Annotated in this window: 16 protein-coding genes; 7 read left to right on the top strand and 9 right to left on the bottom strand. The window is 47.7% G+C overall.

Annotated elements, in window-relative coordinates; translation table 11 throughout:
• The first annotated feature begins 11 nt into the window (after window positions 1-11).
• Window positions 12-899 carry a nitrilase family protein gene (locus tag IPJ02_10155; GenBank protein ID MBK7375898.1) on the top strand — a complete coding sequence of 296 codons (888 nt, stop codon included), beginning with the start codon at window positions 12-14 and terminating at the stop codon, window positions 897-899.
• 2 nt (window positions 900-901) lie between these two features.
• Here IPJ02_10155 and IPJ02_10150 read toward each other — a convergent pair whose 3' ends face one another.
• The 3 genes from IPJ02_10150 to IPJ02_10140 all read right to left on the bottom strand — a co-directional run bounded on the left by IPJ02_10150 (window position 902) and on the right by IPJ02_10140 (window position 4,332).
• The gene (locus IPJ02_10150; protein ID MBK7375897.1) at window positions 902-2,287 is read right to left on the bottom strand and encodes a hypothetical protein; all 1,386 of its coding nucleotides are present in this window, start codon (window positions 2,285-2,287) and stop codon (window positions 902-904) included.
• Between the two features lie 147 nt (window positions 2,288-2,434).
• Window positions 2,435-3,460, bottom strand: a complete 1,026-nt coding sequence (gene thiL, locus IPJ02_10145; protein ID MBK7375896.1) for a thiamine-phosphate kinase — start codon at window positions 3,458-3,460, stop codon at window positions 2,435-2,437.
• An 86-nt stretch (window positions 3,461-3,546) separates the two neighbouring features.
• Window positions 3,547-4,332 carry an inositol monophosphatase gene (locus IPJ02_10140; GenBank protein MBK7375895.1) on the bottom strand — a complete coding sequence of 262 codons (786 nt, stop codon included), beginning with the start codon at window positions 4,330-4,332 and terminating at the stop codon, window positions 3,547-3,549.
• A gap of 38 nt (window positions 4,333-4,370) precedes the next feature.
• Between IPJ02_10140 and IPJ02_10135 the strand changes: the two genes are divergently transcribed.
• A complete protein-coding gene (locus IPJ02_10135; GenBank protein ID MBK7375894.1) occupies window positions 4,371-6,314 on the top strand; it encodes a glycosyltransferase in 1,944 nt (647 codons plus the stop codon).
• Here IPJ02_10135 and IPJ02_10130 read toward each other — a convergent pair.
• The gene (locus IPJ02_10130; GenBank protein ID MBK7375893.1) at window positions 6,311-7,411 is read right to left on the bottom strand and encodes a glycosyltransferase; all 1,101 of its coding nucleotides are present in this window, start codon (window positions 7,409-7,411) and stop codon (window positions 6,311-6,313) included. The genes IPJ02_10135 and IPJ02_10130 overlap by 4 nt on opposite strands.
• A 207-nt stretch (window positions 7,412-7,618) precedes the next feature.
• Between IPJ02_10130 and IPJ02_10125 the strand changes: the two genes are divergently transcribed.
• The gene (locus tag IPJ02_10125; GenBank protein ID MBK7375892.1) at window positions 7,619-7,867 is read left to right on the top strand and encodes a hypothetical protein; all 249 of its coding nucleotides are present in this window, start codon (window positions 7,619-7,621) and stop codon (window positions 7,865-7,867) included.
• Window positions 7,868-7,870: 3 nt separating this feature from the next.
• On the opposite strand, the gene IPJ02_10120 is transcribed toward IPJ02_10125, so the two are convergent.
• The 4 genes from IPJ02_10120 to msrB form a co-directional block, all read right to left on the bottom strand.
• Window positions 7,871-9,136 carry an aminotransferase class I/II-fold pyridoxal phosphate-dependent enzyme gene (locus IPJ02_10120; protein MBK7375891.1) on the bottom strand — a complete coding sequence of 422 codons (1,266 nt, stop codon included), beginning with the start codon at window positions 9,134-9,136 and terminating at the stop codon, window positions 7,871-7,873.
• Between the two features lie 145 nt (window positions 9,137-9,281).
• Window positions 9,282-13,709 carry an FG-GAP repeat protein gene (locus tag IPJ02_10115; protein MBK7375890.1) on the bottom strand — a complete coding sequence of 1,476 codons (4,428 nt, stop codon included), beginning with the start codon at window positions 13,707-13,709 and terminating at the stop codon, window positions 9,282-9,284.
• Between the two features lie 315 nt (window positions 13,710-14,024).
• Window positions 14,025-17,279, bottom strand: a complete 3,255-nt coding sequence (locus IPJ02_10110) for a hypothetical protein (GenBank protein MBK7375889.1) — start codon at window positions 17,277-17,279, stop codon at window positions 14,025-14,027.
• Between the two features lie 73 nt (window positions 17,280-17,352).
• Window positions 17,353-17,838, bottom strand: a complete 486-nt coding sequence (gene msrB / locus IPJ02_10105) for a peptide-methionine (R)-S-oxide reductase MsrB (GenBank protein ID MBK7375888.1) — start codon at window positions 17,836-17,838, stop codon at window positions 17,353-17,355.
• 235 nt (window positions 17,839-18,073) lie between these two features.
• On the opposite strand from msrB, the gene IPJ02_10100 reads away from it, so the two are divergent.
• The 3 genes from IPJ02_10100 (at window position 18,074) to paaZ (ending at window position 21,417) form a co-directional block, all read left to right on the top strand.
• The gene (locus tag IPJ02_10100) at window positions 18,074-18,649 is read left to right on the top strand and encodes an adenylate kinase (protein MBK7375887.1); all 576 of its coding nucleotides are present in this window, start codon (window positions 18,074-18,076) and stop codon (window positions 18,647-18,649) included.
• A gap of 145 nt (window positions 18,650-18,794) precedes the next feature.
• A complete protein-coding gene (locus tag IPJ02_10095; GenBank protein ID MBK7375886.1) occupies window positions 18,795-19,262 on the top strand; it encodes a DUF1569 domain-containing protein in 468 nt (155 codons plus the stop codon).
• Window positions 19,263-19,332: 70 nt separating this feature from the next.
• Window positions 19,333-21,417 (top strand): phenylacetic acid degradation bifunctional protein PaaZ, encoded by a 2,085-nt coding sequence (gene paaZ, locus IPJ02_10090; protein MBK7375885.1) that lies wholly within the window; start codon window positions 19,333-19,335, stop codon window positions 21,415-21,417.
• Between the two features lie 7 nt (window positions 21,418-21,424).
• Here paaZ and IPJ02_10085 read toward each other — a convergent pair whose 3' ends face one another.
• Window positions 21,425-22,288, bottom strand: coding sequence for a DUF389 domain-containing protein (locus IPJ02_10085; protein MBK7375884.1), 864 nt, complete (start codon window positions 22,286-22,288; stop codon window positions 21,425-21,427).
• Between the two features lie 74 nt (window positions 22,289-22,362).
• Between IPJ02_10085 and IPJ02_10080 the strand changes: the two genes are divergently transcribed.
• Window positions 22,363-23,121 (top strand): enoyl-CoA hydratase/isomerase family protein, encoded by a 759-nt coding sequence (locus tag IPJ02_10080; GenBank protein ID MBK7375883.1) that lies wholly within the window; start codon window positions 22,363-22,365, stop codon window positions 23,119-23,121.
• Window positions 23,122-23,124: the final 3 nt, after the last annotated feature.

The following is a 23,124-nucleotide window of genomic DNA, read 5'->3' as shown; positions in this document are numbered from 1 at the left end:
AACCGATTTTCATGTCAACCCTCACCATCAGTACCATACAGACCAACCTTTTCTGGGAAGAGAAATCTGCGAACCTGCGCCTGCTTGAGCAAAAAATTGCAGCCATTGAGGAAAAAACAGAGATCGTTGTGTTGCCGGAAATGTTCAGTACCGGGTTTAGTATGGATCCCGGCCAGCATGCAGAAGAAATGGATGGGGAAACAATACAGTGGATGCAAAGGGTGAGCCGTGAAAACGGGATCATACTTACCGGAAGCGTGATCATTAAAGAAGCAGGAGAATTCTTTAACCGCCTTGTATGGATGTTGCCCAACGGGCAATACGGGCATTATGATAAACGGCACTTATTTGCATATGCGGGTGAGGATGAAAAATACAAACCCGGGAACAAGCGGCTGATCGCTTCTGTTAAGGGCTGGAAAATAAACCTGCAGGTCTGTTATGACCTCCGGTTCCCTGTTTGGAGCAGGAACCGGGTTTTCGACTCCGCTCAAACCGACTCCGCTCAAACCGACTCCGCTCAAACCGACTCCGCTCAAACCGGCCACACTTCAACTCCCACAAATAGCGGGACGGGTCCGCTCCCTGTTCCGGAATACGATGTGCTGATCTATGTGGCCAACTGGCCCGAACGCCGCAGCCATGCCTGGAAAACATTACTCTGCGCCCGGGCAATAGAAAACCAGTGTTACGTAATAGGAGTTAACCGGGTGGGAACCGACGGAAACAATATTTACCACAGCGGCAACAGCCTGGTAATCGATCCACTTGGACAGGTTTTATATCATATGGCTGATGAAGAAGACATATTTACCATCGCTTTGCAAAAAGAGAAACTGGAAGAGGTAAGGGAAAAATTTCCGTTCTGGAAAGATGGAGATTCATTTACTATACTGTAGTGCTATTTCCCGGCGTTTTTTTCTTTGATCAGTTGCATGACCACCATCATTTTCTTATCTACGCCTTTCATTAAAGCATTGTAATCGGTACCGATATAAATATCGGGCATAACGCCCCGGCCGTCTTTGGCCGCATGGTTATACTGTACCAGGCGGAACAACGGAAGCCTTACACGGAGATGTGTATTGGGAAGAACGATATCCGGAATGAGGATGCCGTTGTTTCCATACCAGCCGCCTCCCGCTTCTTCCCCGGCCAAAACCACACCAGGCTGGCCTTTTACCGCATTGCAGAAAATGGTGGATGCAGAAAATGTGGAGCCATTGGTGAGAACATATAAATTTCCGGAGAAATGATTTTTTGTTTTTGGCTTGTAAACCTTTCTTTCCCAGTGACCGAAATGATATAATCCATCATCCCTTTTCCTGGTAAGAAAAAAAAGCCCCAGGTTGTTTACAAAACCGTTTTTTACATACCGGGTGAAAGGACGCAGCGATTTTGCAACCGCAAAAGAACTATCAGCTACTTTAAAGCTTTGCCGGCTTACATACTTTGTGAGCAAGGTTGAAAGGTTTATTCTTCCCCCGCCATTGCTGCGCAGGTCGATCACAACATGGGTGATGCCGGCTTTTTTTATGTACCGGAATGTTTGCCGGTAAAATTTCCGCAACCTGCCGGATGAAAACGTATTGAGGGTAATGATGGCCGTGTTGTTTGTTGTATCAATGGCCAGGGACCGAATTTCCTGCAGACGCCGTTTTTTTGTTACCCGCTTTTCTTTTTTTACAGGCGCTGCAGGTTTTGGCCCTTGCCCGCTGTCTCTTCGCTGATCAAAAACAGGGACGCTTATGGCCTGTTCCACACCGCGGTCATCCAGGTACGTAACAGCATAGTACCTGCTGATGCCGAAAACATTCCGGTGATAATACGGGAAGTTGCTGCTCAGCCGGATATAATTCGAATTGTTGGCCATCCCGTCTTCGGTCATATAGCCAAACAAAATATCTTTAAGGGCAGTATTGGATAGTCCGTTTACGGATCTGATAAGTGTGCCCCTTTTCAAAACCGAATCTTTCCGGTTGAGGTTTGCGGTCACCACCATGGTATCGTTCCAGAATTTCATGAATAAAGGAAAAGAAGGGAATTTTTTATTTTCTGCCCAGTTATTGTATGCCCTGCTCATTCCAAAACTGGTGTGGCCGCAATGGATCTTATCTGTCAGCGGGGCAATCACCTTCCAGCCGAATTGCTGTTCGGTCATGCTGTCTTTTATTTCCGTGTAGTATTTGTCAAAATACATATCCATACTGTCTTTGCCGGTATACCAGTAAAGCGAAGGGTGTTTTTTTTCGAGGATATTCCGCAGCAGGGAATAATCTTCCTGCAATTCGCGGGCAGTGTATTTTTTTGCAGGAGAATAATTTTTACCGGATGGTGCGCAGGAAAAAAAGAACAGAACCGGTAAAAAGGGTAAGAATGTTAATTACAAATTTCATTTTCAGCTTGCGACAGGTTGTGTTGGGTTATAAAGGGTTTATTTCAGGTGATTCCACCCCTGCGCAACCAGCTCGTGTTTATTTCCGCCGCGGGTAATGATCGTTTTTCCTTCCCGGGCTTCCGTAATATAGCCAATTATGCTGAGGCCATTGTTGGCGGCTATCTTATCATGGTCCGCCTGCGAAATGGTAAACAGCATTTCATAATCCTCGCCGCCGCTCAATGCACAGGCGGTCGGGTCCAGTTCCAGTTTATAGGCAAAATCCTTGGAGTCTTCGTTAACCGGGAGTTTGTCCTCATATAAGACACAGCCCACGTTGCTTTGTTTGCAGATGTGCAGCATGTCGCTGCTTAAGCCGTCGCTTATATCTATCATGCTGGTGGGAATGATATTGTTTTCTGAAAAATATTCGATCACATCCTTTCTTGCCTCGGGCTTCAGCAGCCGGCCAATGATATAGGCCCTGTTCTCCAGGTCGGGCTGGGCGCCGGTTTCTTCAAATATTTTTTTCTCCCGTTCTAAAATGGTCAATCCCAAAAAAGCGCCGCCGAGGTCGCCGCTTACACAAATAAGGTCATTCACTTTTGCACCATCCCGTTTCACATAGCCATCGGGGGCCACTTCACCAATGGCGGTAATGCTAATTATGAAGCCCCGTTGGGATGATGTGGTATCTCCGCCAACCAGGTCAACGTTGTATTTTTCACAGGCGGCATAAACCCCTTCGTAAAATTCATCAAGCGCTTCCAGGCTGAATTTATTACTGATGGCGATGCTCAGCAGGATCTGGGTTGGTGTGGCATTCATCGCATAAATGTCGCTGAGGTTTACAACAACGGATTTATAACCCAGGTGCTTCAACGGGGTATACATCAGGTCAAAATGAATTCCTTCAACCAGCAGATCGGTGCTTACCACTGTTTGCCTGCCAAAATGATCGATCACCGCAGCATCATCTCCCACGCTTACGATCGTGGATGCGTTCTTTGTTTCATTGTTCCGGGTCAGGTGGTCTATCAGGCCAAACTCACCCAGTGTTGATATCTCTGTTCTTTGTTCCATGTAATATTTTTTTTTTGCTAAGAGGGTAAATGAGAAAAGGGGTTGAAAGAGAAAACTTCGCTTACCCCTTTCGCTTTTTTGGTCTCTTAGCCCAATTGCTTCCTGTTGTGTATCACTTCGATCAGCTCATCATGAATAAAGCCGTTGGTTGCTACCAGTTTCTTTTGATAAGGGGAATATTTATTCCCCTCCATATCAGTTACCCTTCCGCCGGCTTCTTCCACGATCAAATAACCTGCCGCAGTATCCCATGGACTGAGGCTGTGCTCAAAAAAGCCTTCAAATCTTCCGGCGGCCACCCAGCACAGGTCGATCGCCGCACTGCCCAGCCTGCGGACGGGAATGCCCTTGCGCACAAAGCGCTCAAACACCTGCAGCGGCCCGTTTTCCATATCCAGGTAGGTATAAGGAAACCCGGTAACAAGACAGCTGTGTAATACCTCTGTTTTCCTGCTAACGCTTATTTTTTTATCGTTCAGAAAAGAACCGTTTCCTTTTTCTGCAAAAAACAATTCATTGATAAAAGGATTATAAACAGCGCCCAGGATCATCTCGCCGTTTTTTTCCACCCCGATACTTACCGCACAAATGGGGATGCCGCTTGCAAAGTTGATGGTACCGTCAATGGGGTCAATGATCCACTTCACTTCGCTGCCGGTCACGATCTCTCCCACCTCCTCGCTTAATATAAAGTGATCGGGATGATCTGCTTTTATTACATCAATGATCGCTTTTTCTGCAGCATGGTCGGCTTCGGTAACCCAGTTATTGATACCTTCCTTGTTGCTTATCTTAAGGTCATCGTTATTAAAATAACGCCTTAATTCCACGGCGCCGGCCTCCACGGCCTTCAGTAGTGTTGTTTTTAACATGCCGCAAAGATACAAAGGCTTCTTTACTATATTTGAATATGCGATTGTCGGTCATCATAGTAAACTATAACGTAAAATATTTCCTGGAACAGTGTCTGTATGCGGTCCAAAAAGCATGCAGGAGCATAGAGGCCGAGATCATAGTGGTGGACAATAATTCAACGGACGGAAGCAGGGATTTCCTGGAACCCGCTTTCCCGGAAGTGCGGTTCATATGGAACGACCGGAATGCGGGTTTTGCAAAAGCCAATAACCAGGCCATAGACATTGCCCGGGGAGAGTTTATTTTATTTTTAAATCCCGATACACTGGTTCCGGAAGATTGTTTGGAAAGCTGTCTCCGTTTCCTCGGGTCCCTGGAGACGCCCGGGGCGCTCGGTATAAAAATGGTCGATGGTTCGGGAAAATTTTTAAAAGAAAGTAAACGGGCGTTTCCTTCTCCGCTGACATCCCTGTACAAATTATCTGGCTTGTCCGTGCTGTTTCCCCGGTCAAGAACATTTGCAAGATATCACCTGGGGAATCTTTCTGAAGACGAAAACCATGAAGTGGATGTTCTGGCAGGCGCATTTATGATGATACCCAAAAGAATCCTGAATGAGATCGGAAATTTCGATGAACGTTTTTTTATGTACGGCGAAGACGTTGACCTGAGCTACCGGATACAGCGTGCCGGTTATAAGAACCATTATTTTGCCGGAAGCAGCATCATTCACTTTAAGGGAGAAAGCACCAGGCGGGGAAGCATGAATTATGTGCGTATGTTCTATTCTGCCATGAGCCTGTTTGTAAAGAAGCATTACAGTGGCAGTAAGGCAACATTGTTTACCTTTTTGATACAGGCGGGAATCGTGATACGGGCCGGGCTTGCTGCCATGGCCAATGTTCTTAAAAAGGCGGGGTTGCCGATACTGGACGCGGGCATTATTTTGACCAGCTTCTGGATAATAAAATACTTCTGGAGCACCTATATCCGCCAGGATGTGAATTATTCCCCCAATATATTGCAGATCGCCTTCCCGGTCTTCACGGTTGTTTTTTTGGTGCTGGCATATTACTCCGGGCTCTATGATAAAGGGTATAAAATTTCGCAACTGGTGCGTTCAACAATAATTGCAGCGTTATTTATCCTGAGCGGATACGGGTTACTGCCGGAAAGCGTCCGCTTTTCAAGAGGCATACTGGTTTTTGGGATATTGCTGGCGTTTGTAATTATGAATCTGCTGCGGCAGCTTTTTATCCGGTGGCGGTTACTGGAAACAGACAATGAAGAGGAGGAGCGCCGGCAAACGATCGTGGTAGCGGGCGAAAAGGATTTTGTTTCAATTTGTGAACTGATGACAAACGCCGGAATGCAGGAACGGGTGCTGGGGAGGGTGGAGCCTCACTTACCCGGACCCGGAACAGCCCTGGGTAATATTGAACAGTTGCCTTCCCTGGTAAAAAAGTACCGCATTAAGGAAGTGATCTTTTGTGAGAATGGCCTGCGTGTGAAAGAAATGATCGGCATCATTAAAAACCTGCCGGCTTCCACCCGGAATAAATTCCACGCTTCGGGCAGCAAAAGCATTGTGGGCAGCGACAGCAGAAACCTGAGCGGCGATTATGTTGCCGCCGGGAAAAAGTATAACATAGCAAAACCGGTTAACCGGCGAAATAAGCGGCTGCTGGATATCATCACGTCCGTTTTCTTCATCCTGGGTTTTCCTGTACACATTTTTTTGCAGAAGAGACCGGGCCGGTTCTATAAAAATGTTTTTGCTGTTCTAAACGGACAAAGAACCTGGATCGGGTATGCAACAGGATCTCATAAACTTCCCGGGATACGGAAAGGGGTCATTACCAGTACCGCCCTTCCGGTGCAGTTGAATGAACTGCCGGAAGAGAGCCTGGTGAAAAGCGATGAGTGGTACGCTGCCGGCCATTCAATAATACTTGATCTGAAAATACTAAAAGCCGGGTATACCCATCTTTATTACTAAGCATTCCGGATCCTGTCAACAAAATTTTCAACAAACTGTTTGTAGGTGTTTTGCGGAATAGCAACCCCGGCAAATGGAAAACCACCGGCGTCGGTTACCGTAGCGGATAAAGAAAAATCAGCCTGCCGGGTACAGCAGAATATTCTTTGTTGGGATAAATGACCAGCCAGGTACTCCTGTTCTGTCTGGCCGGGCGTAGGAACAAGAATGGCTTTTTGCTGAAGTTTCACCAGGTCCATAATGGTTGAATAGCCGCTTCTGCTTACAATTAACCGGGATTGCAGGATGACCCGGTTCAGTTCGCCGCTGGTTAAATGGTCTTTTATTTCTACAGAAGCCGGAAAATTTATTTTCAAAGAAGGGCCGCCCGGCACCCCCCTTACCAGGATAATATTGCCAGCAACAGTACCCAGGTCTTTCAATACCAATTCTTCAAAAACGGTACGCTGTGGTTCAGGTCCGGATAGGATAACAGCCAGGTCATATTTTTTTTCAACGCTGTTTTTTTCAAAACGCGATAATGGGCCGATATATTTCACCGGAACAACGGGTGCTATTTTTGGATGAGAGAGCTCACCGGCCAGTCCGTTTTCTTTTTCCGTATCCGGCACCCAGCATTCGTTGAATTTATTGATGAACCAATAATGAATTTTCCGGGCCAGCCATTCTGTGAACCTTCCCCCGGTCTTTATTTTTAACTGGTGTGTGATATAGATGCAGAAAGCATTTTTGCAAAAAAGGCCAAACCGGTTATCAGAGATCACGGCATCAACAGCATATTCTTTAATGATTCTCTTTAACCACCCGTGCTCGGCGTACACAGCGGAGAGGATCCCGGGAACCTGCAAAAACAGCTTAAGGGACATTCCTGCTCCGCTGCGGCTGTATTTGACCCCGTAGCCCCTTAATTCGAGGAACAGTAACCCGGGAAACTCCTTTTGCAACAGGATTTTCCCGGATCCGGAAGCGGCAATAATGACCCGGCATTTTTCCTCCAGCAGTTGGGTTATAATTGGCACACAGCGTGTTGCATGGCCAAGCCCCCAATCCAGGGGAGCGACCAGTACAACCGGGTTGTTAATTTTTTTCTCTTTCATTAAACGAAAACAATAAAGTTTTCTGAAAATAGTTTAACTTGGTAACTTGAAAGTATGCAACAAATAAATAAAAAAGCATTATTCGTTCTGATTATTGCCGGCTTGATGATCACTGCTGGTTGTTCTTCTTCAAAGAAAAGCCAATGCGGATGCCCGAATAAGCAGGGAATGGTTGGATACAAATAATGCAGCAAAATCCCCCAGTCTATGAACAATCCAAACAGGGACTTACTTGTTTTGTTCAATCATGAGATCATGACTCAAAAAGCAATTGAGCATGAAGTGGAGCAACTGCACCAGTTGCTGTATACCATTGAGGGTATTGATAATTTAATTGTTTCTCACGAAATTATAGACCTGAATAAATACCGGATCATCAATAATCCTTTACAGCTGCGCAAACTGATCCGGCAACGGGAATTGAAACCCTTTGTTTTCCTGAATTGCAAAAACTGATCATTAACTTAATTTCTGAAGAGCTGTTTTAAGCATCCCCAGCATTTCATCGATCTCTTCCTTTTTACAGGTTCCTACACTTAACCGGTACCAGCTGCTGCCGGTGCTTGCACCAAAGGCATAAAAAGGAACGACGGCCAGCTTTGCCTCGTCCAGTATGTAAGAAGTTACATCAGCCTGTGTGGTCAGTATTTTTCCATCGGCGGTTTTTTTACCGGCATAGTCGATCTGGATGGTGAGATAAATGGCTGCTTCGGGAGATACAGCGTCTACGTGAAACCCATCTTTTCTTAACTGCTGAAAACCACCATAGATCTTTTGAAGACGTTCATTTATTTCAGCTTTAAAATGTACAAAGTACTTATTGATGGCCTCTGTTCTGGATAAAAAGACTGCAAGTGCTTTTTGTTCAGCCATGGGAGCCCATGCACCCACGTGGCTGTTGATGGAACGCATTTTCACCAGCACTTCTGCCGGGCCCATCGACCAGCCCACACGTACACCGGTGGCCGCAAAGGATTTGCTGATGCCATCCACAAAAATGGTGTATGCTTTCATTTCAGGACGAAGTGAAACGGGATTATAATGAACCGTATCACCAAACGTAAGCGTCCAGTAAATCTGGTCGTACATCAGGTATAATTTCTTTTCTCCTTCGCTGCGTTTTTTATTTTCTTCCAGCACCAGGTCACAAATAGCTTCCAGTTCCGTTTTGCTGAACGTGGTTCCGGTAGGGTTCAGCGGCGAACACAGGGAAAGCAGGGTGGCGCCGGCAATATGTTCTTTGATCTGGCCGGCCGTAAGCATGAAATTATTTTCTTTCTTCGCTTCAATCATCACATGCTGCGCTTCGGTGAAGTGAACATAGTGATTGTTGTTCCAGCTGGGTGCCGGGTAGATCACCTTATCTCCTTTATCTACGATTGCACGGTATAAGGCATAGATCAACGGACGGCCGCCGGCAGAGATGAGGATCTCGTTGGGCGCATATTGTAGTCCTTCCCTTTCCGAGATGAATGCCGCAACCGCTTCCCGCAGGTCCAGGTTTCCTTCGGCAGCGGGGTATGTGGTATAGCCGTTCTTATAAGCATCTATGATATCCTGCTCCAGTTCAGCCGGGATAGGGAATATGGAGGAGTCAAAATCGCCGATGGTATAATTGTAGATCCGTTCACCCTGCTTTATCTTTTCCTTGATGGTGGCTCCCAGCCTTACGATCTCTGATGCCTGCAGTGTTTCTGCGAGGTGACTTAGTTTGGTTTTGCTCATACGTTTAATGCCTGTTGATAAAGGGAAGAAGGTTAAGGAGCAAAAGTAAAATTTAAAGGGTGTTTGGCAAAGAATAAAAAGGGCAACCTCACCCCAAACCCCTCTCCAAGGGAGAGGGGCAAGAGGATGATAGTAATAAAAGTCTTTATTGTTTCACAAACCGAAGCACCTGTTTGTTTTCAGCGCTTTCCAGCCGCAGCCAGTACTGGCCGGCCGGTAAATGATGTACAGGAATTGTTACCAGCTGGCCGGATGCAGAAAGGCCATTGAACCGTTTTACCACCTGACCGGAGGCATTTACCACCTGCACATTCATTTTATCATAAGCCCCGTTTAGTTTTAATTGCAATACATCTGTTGTTGGATTCGGGAAGACCAGGATTTCTGTAGCGCCATTATTTTGTAACAGCAGGATGTTACTGTATTCGGCCCTTCCGGTGTTTCCCTTTATTTTTATGCGGTAGAATTGTTTTTTTCCGTTGGCATAATTATCAATAAAACCGTAGGACATCACACCCGGAGCATTTCTTGCCTGCAGCGAACCGATGGGATAGAAAGTAAAACCATCGTAGCTTTTTTCTATATCAAAGCAACAGATACCGGATTCCTTACCTGTGGTGAAATTAATTTTAGCCGTTTTGCCTTTTTGCAACCAGGCGGCATCAAAAGAAATTAATTCAATGGGTAAGGCACCAAGGCTGTTGCCATCAATAACCGCAGAAACATTACGCCAGGGACCATATACCTGGCCGGTGATGGCGGTAACGGGATCATATTTAACCCGGGCCCTGATTTTGGTGTAAATGCCGCTGCCGAGAAGCTTGGCAACAATATTCTTCAGTTCCACACCCGCCAGGCCCAGGTTGGTATAAGTGCCCTGTTGTGCAGTAAAGAGGGTGCTGTTGGTAATGGGGTTGCCGCTGTAGGCGTTGTAATTGATGCGGGTCTCCCAAACCAGTTTACCCTTGCCCCTTCCTAAAAATGACCGGGCGAAAAGTCCTGCGCCAAAATTCCCGTTGATGAAATTTGTGCTGTTGATGGGGGTTGTAAGGTTGGTATTGTAAAGCCGGAGGTTGTTCCGTTTGTTGGAAGTGGAATCATTTCCATTGTACAGGAAAGCCCGGCCTTCGTCAACCGTTGGCCCATCATCAAAGGTATAGGCCCCGATAATAACATCACTGTACCCGTCACCGTTCACATCACCGGCGGATGCAACGCTTGCCCCGAAATAAGCATTCGCCTGGTTGGCATCTTCCGGTGTGTTATTTGGTGAGGCAGATAAACCGGCAGCAGAACCGTGATACATAAAGGCCCGCCCTTCATCGGTAGCAATACCATCGTCATATAAATAAGCCCCAACGATCACATCACTGTACCCATCTCCGTTCACATCCCCGGCCCCGGCTACGCTGCGGCCAAAACGGGCAATTGCCTGGTTGGCGTCATCCAGGGTGCTATTGGGCATGGCAGATAAACCAGTGGCAGATCCGTGATAAACAAAAGCCCAACCCTCATCTGGATTAAGCCCGTCATCATATAAGTAAGCCCCGATGATCACATCACTGTACCCATCGCCGTTTACATCCCCCGCCCCGGCTACGCTTAAACCAAAATTCGCGTTTGCCTGGTCAGCATCATCGGGTCTACTGTCTGGAGTAGCTGATAAACCTGCCGCCGACCCGTGATAAACAAAGGACTGGCCTTCGCCTGAAAAAGTACCATCATACTCTGGGGCGCCAATGATCACATCACTGTACCCATCGCCGTTCACATCCCCCGCCCCGGCTACGCTGCGACCAAAATTCGCGCTTGCCTGGTTGGCATCATCGGGGGTGCTGCTGGGTGATGCTGATAACCCGCCGGCCGAGCCATGATAAATAAAGGCCCGGCCTTCGTCTGTATTTGCCCCATCATCAAATAAATAAGCGCCGATAACCACATCGCTGTACCCATCACCATTTACATCACCGGCAGAAGCCACGCTTTCTCCAAATACGGCATTCAACTGATCGGCATCATCAGGGGTGCTGTTGGGCGTTGCCGATAAACCAGCCGCCGAACCATGATACACGAACGCCCACCCTTCGTTTACAAAATTACCGTCATAAAAGGAAGCGCCGATGATCACATCGCTGTACCCGTCGCCGTTCACATCTCCGGCGCAGGCCACACTCCTCCCAAACTGGGAGCCATTCTGGTCGGCATCATTAAGAATGCTGTTGGGGGTTGCTGGTAACCCGGCGGCTGAACCATGATAAATAAATGCATTGCCTTCACCGGTAAATACCCCATCGTCAAAGCTGTAGGCCCCGATGATCACATCACTGAATCCATCGCTGTTCACATCGCCGGCCGAAGATACACTCCAGCCAAAATAGGCGCTTATCTGGTTGGCATCATCGGGGGTACTGTTGGGGGAGAAGGACAATCCGGCCGCCGACCCATGGTAAACAAAGGCCCTTCCCTCATTGGTATTTGCCCCGTCATCAAAAAAGTAAGACCCGATGATCACATCGCTGTATCCGTCGCCATTCACATCCCCGGCGCTGGCAACGCAGTTTCCGAAGGAGGAGTTTGCCTGGTTGGCATCATCCGGCGTACTGTTGGGTGTTGCCGATAACCCGGCTGCCGAACCATAGTAAACAAAGGCCCGTCCTTCACCGGTATTTGCGCCGTCATCATAATTGGGTGCCCCGATGATCACATCACTGTATCCGTCGCCATTCACATCCCCGGCACAGGCTACTTCATTTCCAAAAGTAGCGCCCCCCTGGTCGGCATCATCAGGGGTGTTGTTTGGCGTTGCCGATAACCCGGCCGCCGAACCATGATAAACAAAAGCGCCGCCTTCATTAAGATTTGCGCCGTCATCATATTGCCATGCCCCGATGATCACATCACTGTATCCGTCGCCATTTACATCCCCGGCGCTGGCCACGCTCCATCCGAAACCGGCACTCACCTGGTTAGCGTCATCGGGCGTACTGTTTGGTGTTGCCGATAACCCGGCCGCCGAACCATGATAAACAAAGGCCAAACCCTCATTGCCATTTGCCCCATCATCATACAGATAGGCACCTATAATTACGTCGCTAAACCCATCCCCGTTCACGTCCCCGGCAGAAGCTACACTGAATCCAAAAGCGGCATTTGCCTGGTTGGCATCATCGGGCGTACTGTTTGGGGTTGCCGATAACCCGGCCGCCGAACCATGATAAACATAGGCTCGGCCTTCATTGGTAATTGCTACATCATCATATTGCCAGGCCCCGATGATCACATCGCTGAACCCATCCCCGTTCACATCCCCGGCACCGGCAACACTCCATCCAAAATAGGCGCCAATTTGGTCTGCATCATCTGGCGTGTTGTTGGGACTTGCAGCTAACCCGGCCGCCGAACCATGATATACAAAGGCCCGGCCTTCATTTGAATTTCCCCCATCATTGTACTGGGATGCCCCAATGATCACATCGCTGTATCCATCTCCGTTCACATCGCCGGCACCGGAAACACTGATCCCAAAAGAGGCACCGGCCTGGTTGGCGTCATCGGGTGTACTGTTGGGAGTTGCCGATAAACCAGCCGCAGAACCATGATATACAAAGGCCCGGCCTTCATCCACATTTGCCCCGTCATCAAAATCATTTGCCCCGATGATCACATCGCTGTACCCGTCACCATTCACGTCACCGGCACTGGCAACGCTGGTGCCGAAAAACGCATTTGCCTGGTTTGCGTCATCGTGTGTACTGTTGGGCGTGGAGCTGATGGGGTCGATGGTTACCGGGTAAACGGCACCTGTGGTAAACACGCTGATCGAAAACCGGTTGTTCTTATTTTTTTTAAACCTTGCTTCCAGCGGTTTGCCCTTGGCATCCCAAACCTTTAACCGGTCGTAGTTTAAAACATGGCCGGATCTTTTATGAAAGAACTGCAACTGGTTACCGCGTAAAAAAGCCTTCAGTTTTGTTTTGATACGGAAATTTATTTTCAGTTCATCAGTTTTTGACAAAGGAGAATGCACGATGAAATTCTGCCGCATGCCTTCGTCGTTATTGATGTACTGAACGGTTATATTATCCGTAATGAATTCAGCTTTGTTATCCGCAACTGTCCAGGCTCCCTTGCCAACTTGTTTTTTATCAAGGATAAATTTTATTTTCCAGCCAGGAATTTGCCTGTATGTAATTTCATCGGAACGTTTAAGGGGATCAATTTCACCGACAGGTATTTGGGTTGTTCTGGGTTCAGCAACAAAACCGGTCTCATCATAGAAGAAACGGAGGTTGTTTTTCCGGTTGGGTGTGCACCAGGATTTATACGTTTCTTCCCATTTGAAATGGTATTCGCTTTTCCGGATGTTTTCCTGTGCCATCTCCAGCCAGTTCGGTGACCAGGCAACCGCCTGTTTTTTCCCGGTCTCCCAAAAATTGGTTGGGAAGCTGTTCTTGAAGGAAAAAAAACTTACCTGCTTTTGAGCTGTGTTGTTGACATTAAATTCGATAACAGGGATCTTCCGGGAATGGGGGGTAACGGCTACTGCAACCGCCAGGATAAAAAATTTGTACATCCTTGATCATTTTAATAATAAAGTGAGGAGGCAGCATATGTTTAGCAGGGAACGCTCTATAAATATAAAAAAAAGCAGCTAATTTTTAGCTGCTTTTCAAAACGGGACCTGGTAGCCGTATTATTCTATAACCTAATAATCCTTAAACAGGTTCAGTTTTGTTCCTTCCACCTGCTGGCGGTAAGACGCCCAGCCTCACCCTCATTCCCTCTCCGAAGGAGAGGGAGGCCCGGCTTTATAACCTTGTTCATCACAGAACGGACAAATCAAGCTTTTCTATTTCAAATCAACAATAATCCAGAATGATATTCCGGGTTATAACGGACTATAATCTTTAAATAATTTTATCGGTGTTGATTCTACCAAACTTCTGTATTTCTTCCAGGAATCGCTGTAGAAATTATTGATTTTTTCAAGGGCATCCTTTACTGCTTTCTCTGCATTCCCAATAAGGATCTCCACCTGGGGTCCCGGTGCAACCGCTTTACTGCCGATGGATTGCTGCGCAGTTTGCAGGGAGGTCATTACCGTTTGCTCGGGACTTCTTGTAATGCCCTGGGCGGTACTTGTTTTACCGCTGATGAACTCCCGGATGGATTTTATCTCATCTTGCATTTTGGTTGTTGACTTTCTCAACGAATCAACCTCTTTTCCTTCCAGTCCTTTTAATTGCGCCAGCATTTTTGTAAGCAGCTCTTCGCTTTCAGTAAGCTGGTCCATCCCGGTTGTAAGTTTATCAGCAGACCTTCTCAGGCGGTCGGCCATTTTCCGCTGCGCCAGTTTTATATCGTTTCGGTTACCCAGTCGTGGATCGTCCTTTACCGTAATGAATGTGGAATCTGAACTTCTTGCATAGCTGATCACCAGCTTATAGGTTCCGGGCAATACCTGCAGGCCACCGGGCTCGGGAGCCCCGGGCTGGGGTTTTGGGGAACCGGGCTGCCGGAATCCTTTTTCTTCCATGCCCCAATACATCCTGTTAAAGCCGGAATCAACGGCCCAGCGTAATGTTCTGATCAATTGATTACCGGAATTGTAGATCCTTACCATGGCGCTGTCTGTTCTTCTTCCGCCGCCACCCGGACCGCCTTGTCCGGCTCCGCCACGGCCTCCGCGGCCACCACCCTGCTGGGCAGCTACGGCAGGTTGTTCAGCAGGAGCTGCAGCCGGTTGTTGCCTGCCCGCAGAATCGGGTTTATTGATAAAGAAGGAAACGGGAGCGCCCCCTCTCCTGTTTTCCCCGTCGTACAAACCATAGGTGCTCCACTCATAACCGGTGGCCGCTTTGTATTGTGCCTGGTATGCATCTTTTGTTGCGAAAACGGTGACCGGGTTAGTGAACTTCATTCCTTTATTGGATGCTGCTTTCCGCAACGGCCTGATATCATCCAATACCCATAATGCCCGGCCAAAAGTTGCGATCACCAGGTCGGCTTCCCGTTCCTGGATGGCAAGATCATAGGTGGATACAGAGGGATAACCGTTTTTGAATTGTTCAAATGAACCGCCATTATCAAAACTTATCCAAAGCCCGTTCTCTGTTCCGGCAAAGATCAAATTCGGCTCTGCCGGATCCTGTATCACACACAAAGCATACCCCCTTACCTTGTTCTCATCAACCATTCTCGTCCATGTTTTTCCGTAATCGGTTGTGCGGAAGATATAGGGTCTCATATCGCCACGCCGGTAGTCGTTGGCCACCACAAAAACCTCCCCTGCATTATGCGCCGATGCTTTTACCTGCGGTATCCAGCAACCCAGCGGCATGCCCGGGATCTTTCCGCGGAAACTTGTCCATGTTTTTCCCCCATCCCTTGTAAGCTGAACATTACCATCATCAGTACCGATCCAGATGGTACCGGCTTCTTTTGGCGAAGGCTCGATGGCAAGTATGGTGCAGTGTGTTTCAGCCCCGGTGATGTCAAGGGTTAATCCGCCGGTGTTTTGGTAGGCGGCAATTTTTACCGAGTCGTTTGTAGTCAGGTCGGGTGAAATAATATCCCAGTTCACTCCCTTATCATTGCTCCTGTGCAAGAACTGGCTGCCGTAATAAATGGTCTTTTTATCAAACGGGTCCTGTGCGATGGCTGAATTCCAGTTGAAACGAAGCTTCAGGGTTGGATCAAGCGCCGGAGGCCTGATGAACCAGCTCTCGCCGGTCTTCCAGTTCCTTCTTCCCACGCTTCCTCCCTGGCTCATGCTGTAAACCCAGGATGGATCTTCGGGATCGGGCATTACGTCAAAGCCATCGCCTCCACCCACATTGTTCCAGTAATAATTGCGGATGCCGCCGTTGGTCCAGGTATAGGCCGGCCCAAGCCAGCTTCCGTTGTCCTGCATGCCTCCCATTACATTGTAGGGGATCTCATTGTCCACATTCACATGATAGAACTGGCCGACCGGGATTTTTTCGTCAAATACCCAGGTCTTGCCACGGTCCCTGGATATGCCGATACCTCCATCATTGCCTTCAATGATCAGGTTGGGGTCTTCGGGGTTGATCCACCAGGCATGGTGATCGGGGTGGATGCCCGAATAAGGGATCATCGTGGAAAAGGACTTGCCGCCATCTTCACTGAATGTGATGGTAGAATGTACATCATAGATCCTGTTCTCATTTTTGGGATCCACATAAATTTCCTGGTAGTAAAATGGCCGGTCTGTGACCTGGGTGGCATCGCTGTTTACCAGCGTCCATTTAAAACCCCCGTCATCACTTTTATATAAACCATTCTTTGTGGCCTCCACTTTTGCATAAACCCTGGAAGGCATGCTCCGGCTGAATGCAATACCAATTCTTCCAAGTTGTCCATCGGGCAATCCATCTTCTTTACCCAGCTGTTTCCAGTTTTTCCCGCCATCCACCGTAATGAACAGGCCGCTTCCCTTTCCACCGCTCTTTAAATTCCAGGGAGTTCTTCTGAACTGCCACATGGCCGCGATGAGCTTATTTGGATTCGAAGGGTCCATCACCAGGTCGGCACAGCCGGTAGTATCATTTGCATATAAGATCTTACTCCATGTTTCTCCTCCGTCTGTTGTTTTAAAAACACCCCGTTCAGGATGTTCAGCATATGGATTGCCGATGGCTGCAGCATAAACCGTGTTGGGATTTACGGGGTCGATCACTACCCGGTGGATGCAAATGGTTTTGTCGAGCCCCATTTTCTTCCAGTTTTTCCCGGCATCTAAACTTTTATAGATACCGCCGCCCAGGTTCAGTGAATTTCTCGGGTTGCCCTCTCCCGTTCCTACCCATACCACGGAGGGGTTCGATTGCTGAATGGAGACGGCGCCTATATTCTGGATAGGCTGATCATCAAAAACAGGGGCCCACGAATGACCGCTGTTCTCTGTTTTCCATACCCCGCCGCTGGCAGCCCCTACATAAAAGATATTCGGATTGGCCACCACGGCATCAATGGCGGTGATACGGCCGCTCATGCCAGCCGGGCCGATATTACGGGGCTTCAGGTTTTTAAATTGCGAGAGCGTGGTTTTTTGTGCACGGACCGCATTAAAAGACAGGATAAGCACCAGGCGTATTGCATCAGCAATTAGTTTTTTCATTGTCAAAAGAATTGAACAATGAAGGTGCAAAAAAAACACCGTAGCCACAAATGAAATGTATGAACGGCCGGGGTTATTTGTTTTTTACTTCGTTCTTTTCTTCAAACCCTTTTGCGGCATCTTTTGCCTTTTCAAAATCAAGGATAACCGAGTTGATGCAGTAGCGCAGTCCGGTGGGCGGCGGACCGTCTTCAAAAACATGGCCCAGGTGGGCTTTGCACCGGCCGCACATCACTTCGGTACGCTTCATGCCATAGCTGTTGTCCGGTGCATAAATAATACTTCCTTTATTGATGGGCTCAAAAAAACTTGGCCAGCCGCAATTGCTTTCAAACTTACCATTGCTGTTGAAAAGCGGGTTGCCGCAGGCGGCACAATAATAAGTGCCCACCTCTTTATGCTCCCAGTATTTACCGGTAAAAGCTCTTTCGGTACCTTTTTCACGGGCAATGGCATATACATCAGAAGGCAATACTTTTCTCCATTCATCATTACTCATATTCACTTTTCCGGAATCGGTATTGGAATAAATGGGGTTGTCTTTTTTAGCGCTGTCCATGGTTATTTTTTTAGTTGGCTTCACGGATGGGCCGGCACAGCCGGATAAAATGGCTGCAAAAATCAGTATGATATAGAAGACCGGTCTCATCATTGGTTCAACAAATTTCGTTATTAATAGTTCTCTATGTACGAAATAAACCAATTTTAAGATTTTGAACAGATAAAGCCGTCTGTTGAAGAATATTTAAAGCACGATTGTTATATTTGCTATCTTCATACCGATAGCAACCAATATGTTTAACCTGATATTATTCGGTCCTCCCGGCAGCGGCAAAGGAACACAAAGCGAAAAACTGATTGCAAAATATGGCTTAAAGCACCTGAGTACAGGTGACCTGCTGCGCAGCGAAATAAGCCGCCAGACCCCCTTGGGTAAAGAAGCACAGAATTTTATGGATAAGGGCCAGTTGGTTCCGGATGAAGTGGTGATCGGCATGATCAGTTCTGCCCTGGATGCCAACCCGAATGCGAAGGGGTTTTTGTTTGATGGATTTCCCCGGACCGCCACCCAGGCAGAAGCCCTGGATAAACTGCTGGAATTAAAGAATGCCCCCATCGCCGTAATGCTTGCGTTGGAAGTAAGTGAAGCAGAATTAATAAAGCGGTTGCTGAAACGGGGAGAGACAAGCGGCCGGAGCGATGACAACAACGAAAGCGTGATCCGGGCAAGGATCACCGAATATCATAACAAGACCGCTGTTGTGGCCGATTATTACAAACAGTTTGATAAAGTGGAGATGGTAAAGGGGGAAGGAACCATTGATGAAATTTTCGGGAGGCTCTGCAAAGAGATCGATAAAAGGGCCTGACGATCCCGGCAGTCATATAAGATGAAAGGGTAGTGTTCTGTTTTGAATGATTGTCATCCTGGGGAACGAAGGATCTCAGGTTAAGCAAACGATCCTGATCAGGAGATCCTTCGTTCCTCAGGATGACAGGGCACAAAAAATTCATATGGATACGGAAAAACTCCATTTTTTAAAGACAGGCGTCATACCAAGGGTAAAGACCCTGCCTGCAAACGCTTCCGGTAAATGGGGTAAGATGAATGGCCAGCAGATGGCGGAACACGTGGCAGACTTCTTTAACGTATCAACCGAAAAAATAAAATTCGACCTGGTTACACCGGTTGAGCACCTGCCTAAATTCAAAGAATTTCTTTTAAGCGACAAACAATTCAGGGAAAATACAAAAGCGCCGGTGAATATTGTTGGCGAAGAGCCATACCCCCTGCGTTGTGCAAACATGGAGGAGGCTGTTGACGGACTTGCCGCCTCCATAGGGAACTTTGAAAACTACTTCCGGGAGAATCCCGGGAAAAAAACAACGCATCCTGTTTTTGGCGAACTGAATTTTGAAGAGTGGGTGTTGTTGCATTTTAAGCACGTAACACATCACCTGAGGCAGTTCGGCCTGCTGTAAAATAATTTTAAGAAAGAGGCGTAAAGCCTCTTTTGTTTTTACTCTACCTTAGCAGGGAAAACAGCAACGAATGAAACTGGAGAATTATATCGCCGGCAAATGGATCACCGGGGACGGGGAAGGACAACCATTATATAATGCCGTAACCGGCGAACCCATCGCAAGCGCTTCCACAAAAGGACTTGATCTTAAGCAGATGCTTGAATACGGAAGAGCGGTTGGCAATCCCGCCCTGCGCAGAATGACCTTTCACGAGCGGGGCAACATGCTGAAGGCGCTGGCAATGCATTTGAGAAATCACCTTGATAAATTTTACCGTATCTCTTACCAGACCGGCGCCACCAAAGCCGACAGCTGGGTGGATATTGAAGGCGGCATCGGGAATCTTTTTGCCAACGCATCCCTTCGCCGGAAATTTCCCAACGAGGTTTTTTGTATTGACGGCGACAGCCACAACCTGGGCAAGAACAATACATTCATGGGCACACATATACTGGTACCCAGGGAGGGCGTGGCGGTTCATATCAATGCATTCAATTTCCCGGTCTGGGGCATGCTTGAAAAGATCGCCGTGAACTTATTGGCAGGCATGCCGGCTGTTGTAAAGCCCGCCCCGGTTACCAGCTACCTGACCGAAGCGGTGGTGAAAGAGATCATTGCATCGAAGATCCTGCCCGAAGGCGCCCTGCAATTACTATGCGGCAGCGCCGGGGACCTGCTTGATCACGTTACCTCGCAGGACGTGGTGACGTTTACCGGTTCGGCATCAACCGGATTATTATTAAAATCGAACCCCCATATTTTAAGGGAGAATGTTCCTTTTAATATGGAAGCAGACTCGTTGAATTGCATTGTACTGGGAGAAGATGTGACACCCGCTGAACCGGAATGGGACATCTTTATCAAAGAAGTACGAAGAGAAATGACACTGAAGGCCGGACAACGATGCACGGGCATACGCAGGATATTTGTTCCGGATAATAAAATGGAAGAGGTATGGAAGGCGATCGCCGCTTCGCTTTCTCAAACAACCATCGGCAACCCGTTGAATGAGAAAGTAAGAATGGGTTCGCTGGCCGGGCAAACACAACGCAACGAAGTAAAGGAGCAGGTGCAGAAATTGCTGGCTTCCTCACAAATTATTTATGGTTCACTGGATAGCGTGAATGTGGTGGATGCCGATGCGGCCAAAGGGGCTTTCATGTCACCGCTATTGTTGATGAACGAAAAGCCTTTTGATACAAAAGAAGTACATGAGGTGGAAGCCTTTGGCCCGGTAAGTACCATCATGCCGTATAAAAGAACGGAGGATGCCATTGCCTTGAGCAAACTTGGTAAAGGAAGCCTATGCTCTACCATTGTTACAGCCGATCATAAAATTGCACAGCAATATGTTGTTGGTGCAGCAACGCACCACGGAAGAATACTGGTGCTGAATAATGAGTGTGCAAAAGAAAGCACCGGTCATGGTTCTCCCCTGCCATTATTGGTACACGGGGGCCCCGGCCGTGCAGGAGGAGGTGAGGAAATGGGTGGATTGCGTGGAGTGAAACATTACCTGCAACGGACCGCTTTGCAGGGTTCGCCAACAACCATCACGGCCATCACCCATGTTTACCAGCAATATGCCGCAGGAAAAGACCCGGGCAAGCACCCGTTCCGGAAATATTTTGAGGAATTGCAGATAGGAGACCAGATCGTAACAGCGAAAAGGGTGATCACATCAGAGGATATTGACCGCTTTGCCGACCTGAGCGGCGATCATTTTTATGCGCATATAAAAACAACGGATTTTAATGGTACCATGTTTGAGCAACAGGTGGCGCATGGTTATTTCATCATGAGCATTGCCGCAGGCCTGTTCGTTGACAGTTATGAAAAGAACCCGGTGCTGCTGAATTACGGCATCGACGAATTGCGGTTCACCAAACCGGTGTATCCCGGCGCCGAAATTCATATCCGCTTTACCTGTAAGGAGAAACTGCTTAACGATAAACGGGTGATCGAAAAACCCGTCCCGATAGATATCGGGATTAAACGGGGTGATGATATTGACAAAGGGATCGTGAAGTGGCTGGTGGAAATGATCGATGAAACGGGAGAGATAACCGGTGTGGCAACCATTTTAACGATGGTGGCAAGAAAAGGAGGATAGCCACCAGCTACTTTTTTTTGTACTGAAGTAAAGAGTCCAGGTACAATACTTTCTTCTCCAGCGCTTCAATGCGCTGCTTGTCTGTAACCATGATTGATCTTTCTTTCGTATGCTCTTCATTCCATTTTTTATAGGCAATATAAGAAGCCGGAACGATCATGGCAACTATGAATAATGTCCAAAGCCAGTTTGCAGTTTGCCTGAACCGGGGAACTTCTTTATTTATATGATAGCCCGTAAACCGGGTAAGTAAAAAAGTGGCCAATCCTATAAAGAGGCAGTTGATCAGATAGAAATAAAGCCCCCCGATGAAAAACTGAAAATCCAGGTGAGCAATACCAAACCCCGCAGTGCAAAGAGGTGGCATGCAGGCTGTGGCAACGGCCACCCCGGCAATTACCTTGATGCCTTCTTTTTTTATGATGCCAATAAAGCCCGCCATCCCTCCGAAAAAAGCTAGCAGTACATCAAAAATGGAGGCTTTTTGAAAGGAAGAGAGCGCTGTTGTATTATTATCAAAGGGGCTGATGAGAAAAAAAAACGCCGAAGCCAGTAAACTAATTATGGTCATCCAAAGCCAGTTACGGATACTTTTGTTTTTCAGCCCGGCATCATTAACAGCCAGCGCAAATGCAAAACCCACAATGGGGCCCATCAGGGGAGAGATAAGCATGGCCCCGATCACAGCACTGATGCTGTCTGTGTTCAATCCAATGCAGGCGATCACCATCGCGAAACCGAGGATCCATAAATTATGGCCGCTGAAGTACGCTCCTTCTTTTATTTCAGCAATGGTTTCGCTTTCATACTCTTCTTTGTTCAGATAAAACTTGGATCTGACAAACCGCAGTAATACAGCCAGGCGTTTCATGCTGTCAAAGATAATTTTATATGGCGAATGAAAACTGGTCCCGGTTTTATAGCTTTGTTACGAAAATCAGTTTTATGGAAGCCTACGTAAGATCCCATATTGAACACGGCATCAATACCATTGAGTTCTTTCATCCGCAGAGCAACAGCCTCCCCGGTAAGATTCTGGAAGAGCTGGCCAAGGAAATTCATTTTGCCGGGACCCATGACGATACGCGGGTCATCATTTTAAAAAGCGCGGGGGAAAAAACATTTTGTTCCGGTGCAAGTTTCGATGAACTGGTTGGCATTAAAACCGAAGCAGAAGGATTGAAGTTCTTCAGTGGTTTTGCGCATGTGATAAACGCCATGCGCAAATGCCCCAAATTCATCATTGGCCGCATCCAGGGAAAATGTGTTGGTGGCGGAGTGGGATTGGCAAGCGCCGTTGACTATGCAATAGCAACCACCGGCGCCGAGATAAAATTAAGTGAACTGGCTGTTGGTATCGGACCCTTCGTGGTTGGTCCGGCGGTGGAAAGAAAGATCGGAACATCCGCCTTCAGCGCCCTGGCCATTGATGCCGGCAACTGGCGCAATACCGAGTGGGCAAGAAAAAAAGGACTGTTTGCTGAAGTACACGATAGTATCGAAAACATGGACGAGGCCGTTTACCGACTGGCAGACACCCTGGCTCATTCAAACCCGGCAGCGATGGCTGAAATGAAAAAAATATTCTGGAAGGGGACCGAGCACTGGGATGAAATGCTGAAGGAAAGGGCGGCCATCAGCGGGAAACTGGTGCTGGGTACGTTTACAAAAAACGCCATCAATAAATTCAGATCAAAAAAGTAAAAG

The sequence above is a fragment of the Chitinophagaceae bacterium genome (genome assembly GCA_016710165.1).
Taxonomy (GTDB): Bacteria; Bacteroidota; Bacteroidia; order Chitinophagales; family Chitinophagaceae; genus Ferruginibacter.
Note: the sequence above shows the minus strand (reverse complement) of the source record. Positions and strands in the feature narration are given on the sequence as shown.

What these genes read in the sequence shown, in the direction of transcription:
- IPJ02_10080 (MBK7375883.1), top strand. Translation starts at nt 22,363, where the DNA reads ATGGAAGCCTACGTAAGATCCCATATTGAACACGGCATCAATACCATT.
- IPJ02_10115 (MBK7375890.1), bottom strand. Translation starts at nt 13,709, where the DNA reads ATGTACAAATTTTTTATCCTGGCGGTTGCAGTAGCCGTTACCCCCCAT.
- IPJ02_10120 (MBK7375891.1), bottom strand. Translation starts at nt 9,136, where the DNA reads ATGAGCAAAACCAAACTAAGTCACCTCGCAGAAACACTGCAGGCATCA.
- IPJ02_10130 (MBK7375893.1), bottom strand. Translation starts at nt 7,411, where the DNA reads ATGAAAGAGAAAAAAATTAACAACCCGGTTGTACTGGTCGCTCCCCTG.
- paaZ (MBK7375885.1), top strand. Translation starts at nt 19,333, where the DNA reads ATGAAACTGGAGAATTATATCGCCGGCAAATGGATCACCGGGGACGGG.
- IPJ02_10125 (MBK7375892.1), top strand. Translation starts at nt 7,619, where the DNA reads ATGAACAATCCAAACAGGGACTTACTTGTTTTGTTCAATCATGAGATC.
- IPJ02_10110 (MBK7375889.1), bottom strand. Translation starts at nt 17,279, where the DNA reads ATGAAAAAACTAATTGCTGATGCAATACGCCTGGTGCTTATCCTGTCT.
- IPJ02_10135 (MBK7375894.1), top strand. Translation starts at nt 4,371, where the DNA reads ATGCGATTGTCGGTCATCATAGTAAACTATAACGTAAAATATTTCCTG.
- IPJ02_10095 (MBK7375886.1), top strand. Translation starts at nt 18,795, where the DNA reads ATGGATACGGAAAAACTCCATTTTTTAAAGACAGGCGTCATACCAAGG.
- IPJ02_10100 (MBK7375887.1), top strand. Translation starts at nt 18,074, where the DNA reads ATGTTTAACCTGATATTATTCGGTCCTCCCGGCAGCGGCAAAGGAACA.
- IPJ02_10085 (MBK7375884.1), bottom strand. Translation starts at nt 22,288, where the DNA reads ATGAAACGCCTGGCTGTATTACTGCGGTTTGTCAGATCCAAGTTTTAT.
- thiL (MBK7375896.1), bottom strand. Translation starts at nt 3,460, where the DNA reads ATGGAACAAAGAACAGAGATATCAACACTGGGTGAGTTTGGCCTGATA.
- IPJ02_10155 (MBK7375898.1), top strand. Translation starts at nt 12, where the DNA reads ATGTCAACCCTCACCATCAGTACCATACAGACCAACCTTTTCTGGGAA.
- IPJ02_10140 (MBK7375895.1), bottom strand. Translation starts at nt 4,332, where the DNA reads ATGTTAAAAACAACACTACTGAAGGCCGTGGAGGCCGGCGCCGTGGAA.
- msrB (MBK7375888.1), bottom strand. Translation starts at nt 17,838, where the DNA reads ATGGACAGCGCTAAAAAAGACAACCCCATTTATTCCAATACCGATTCC.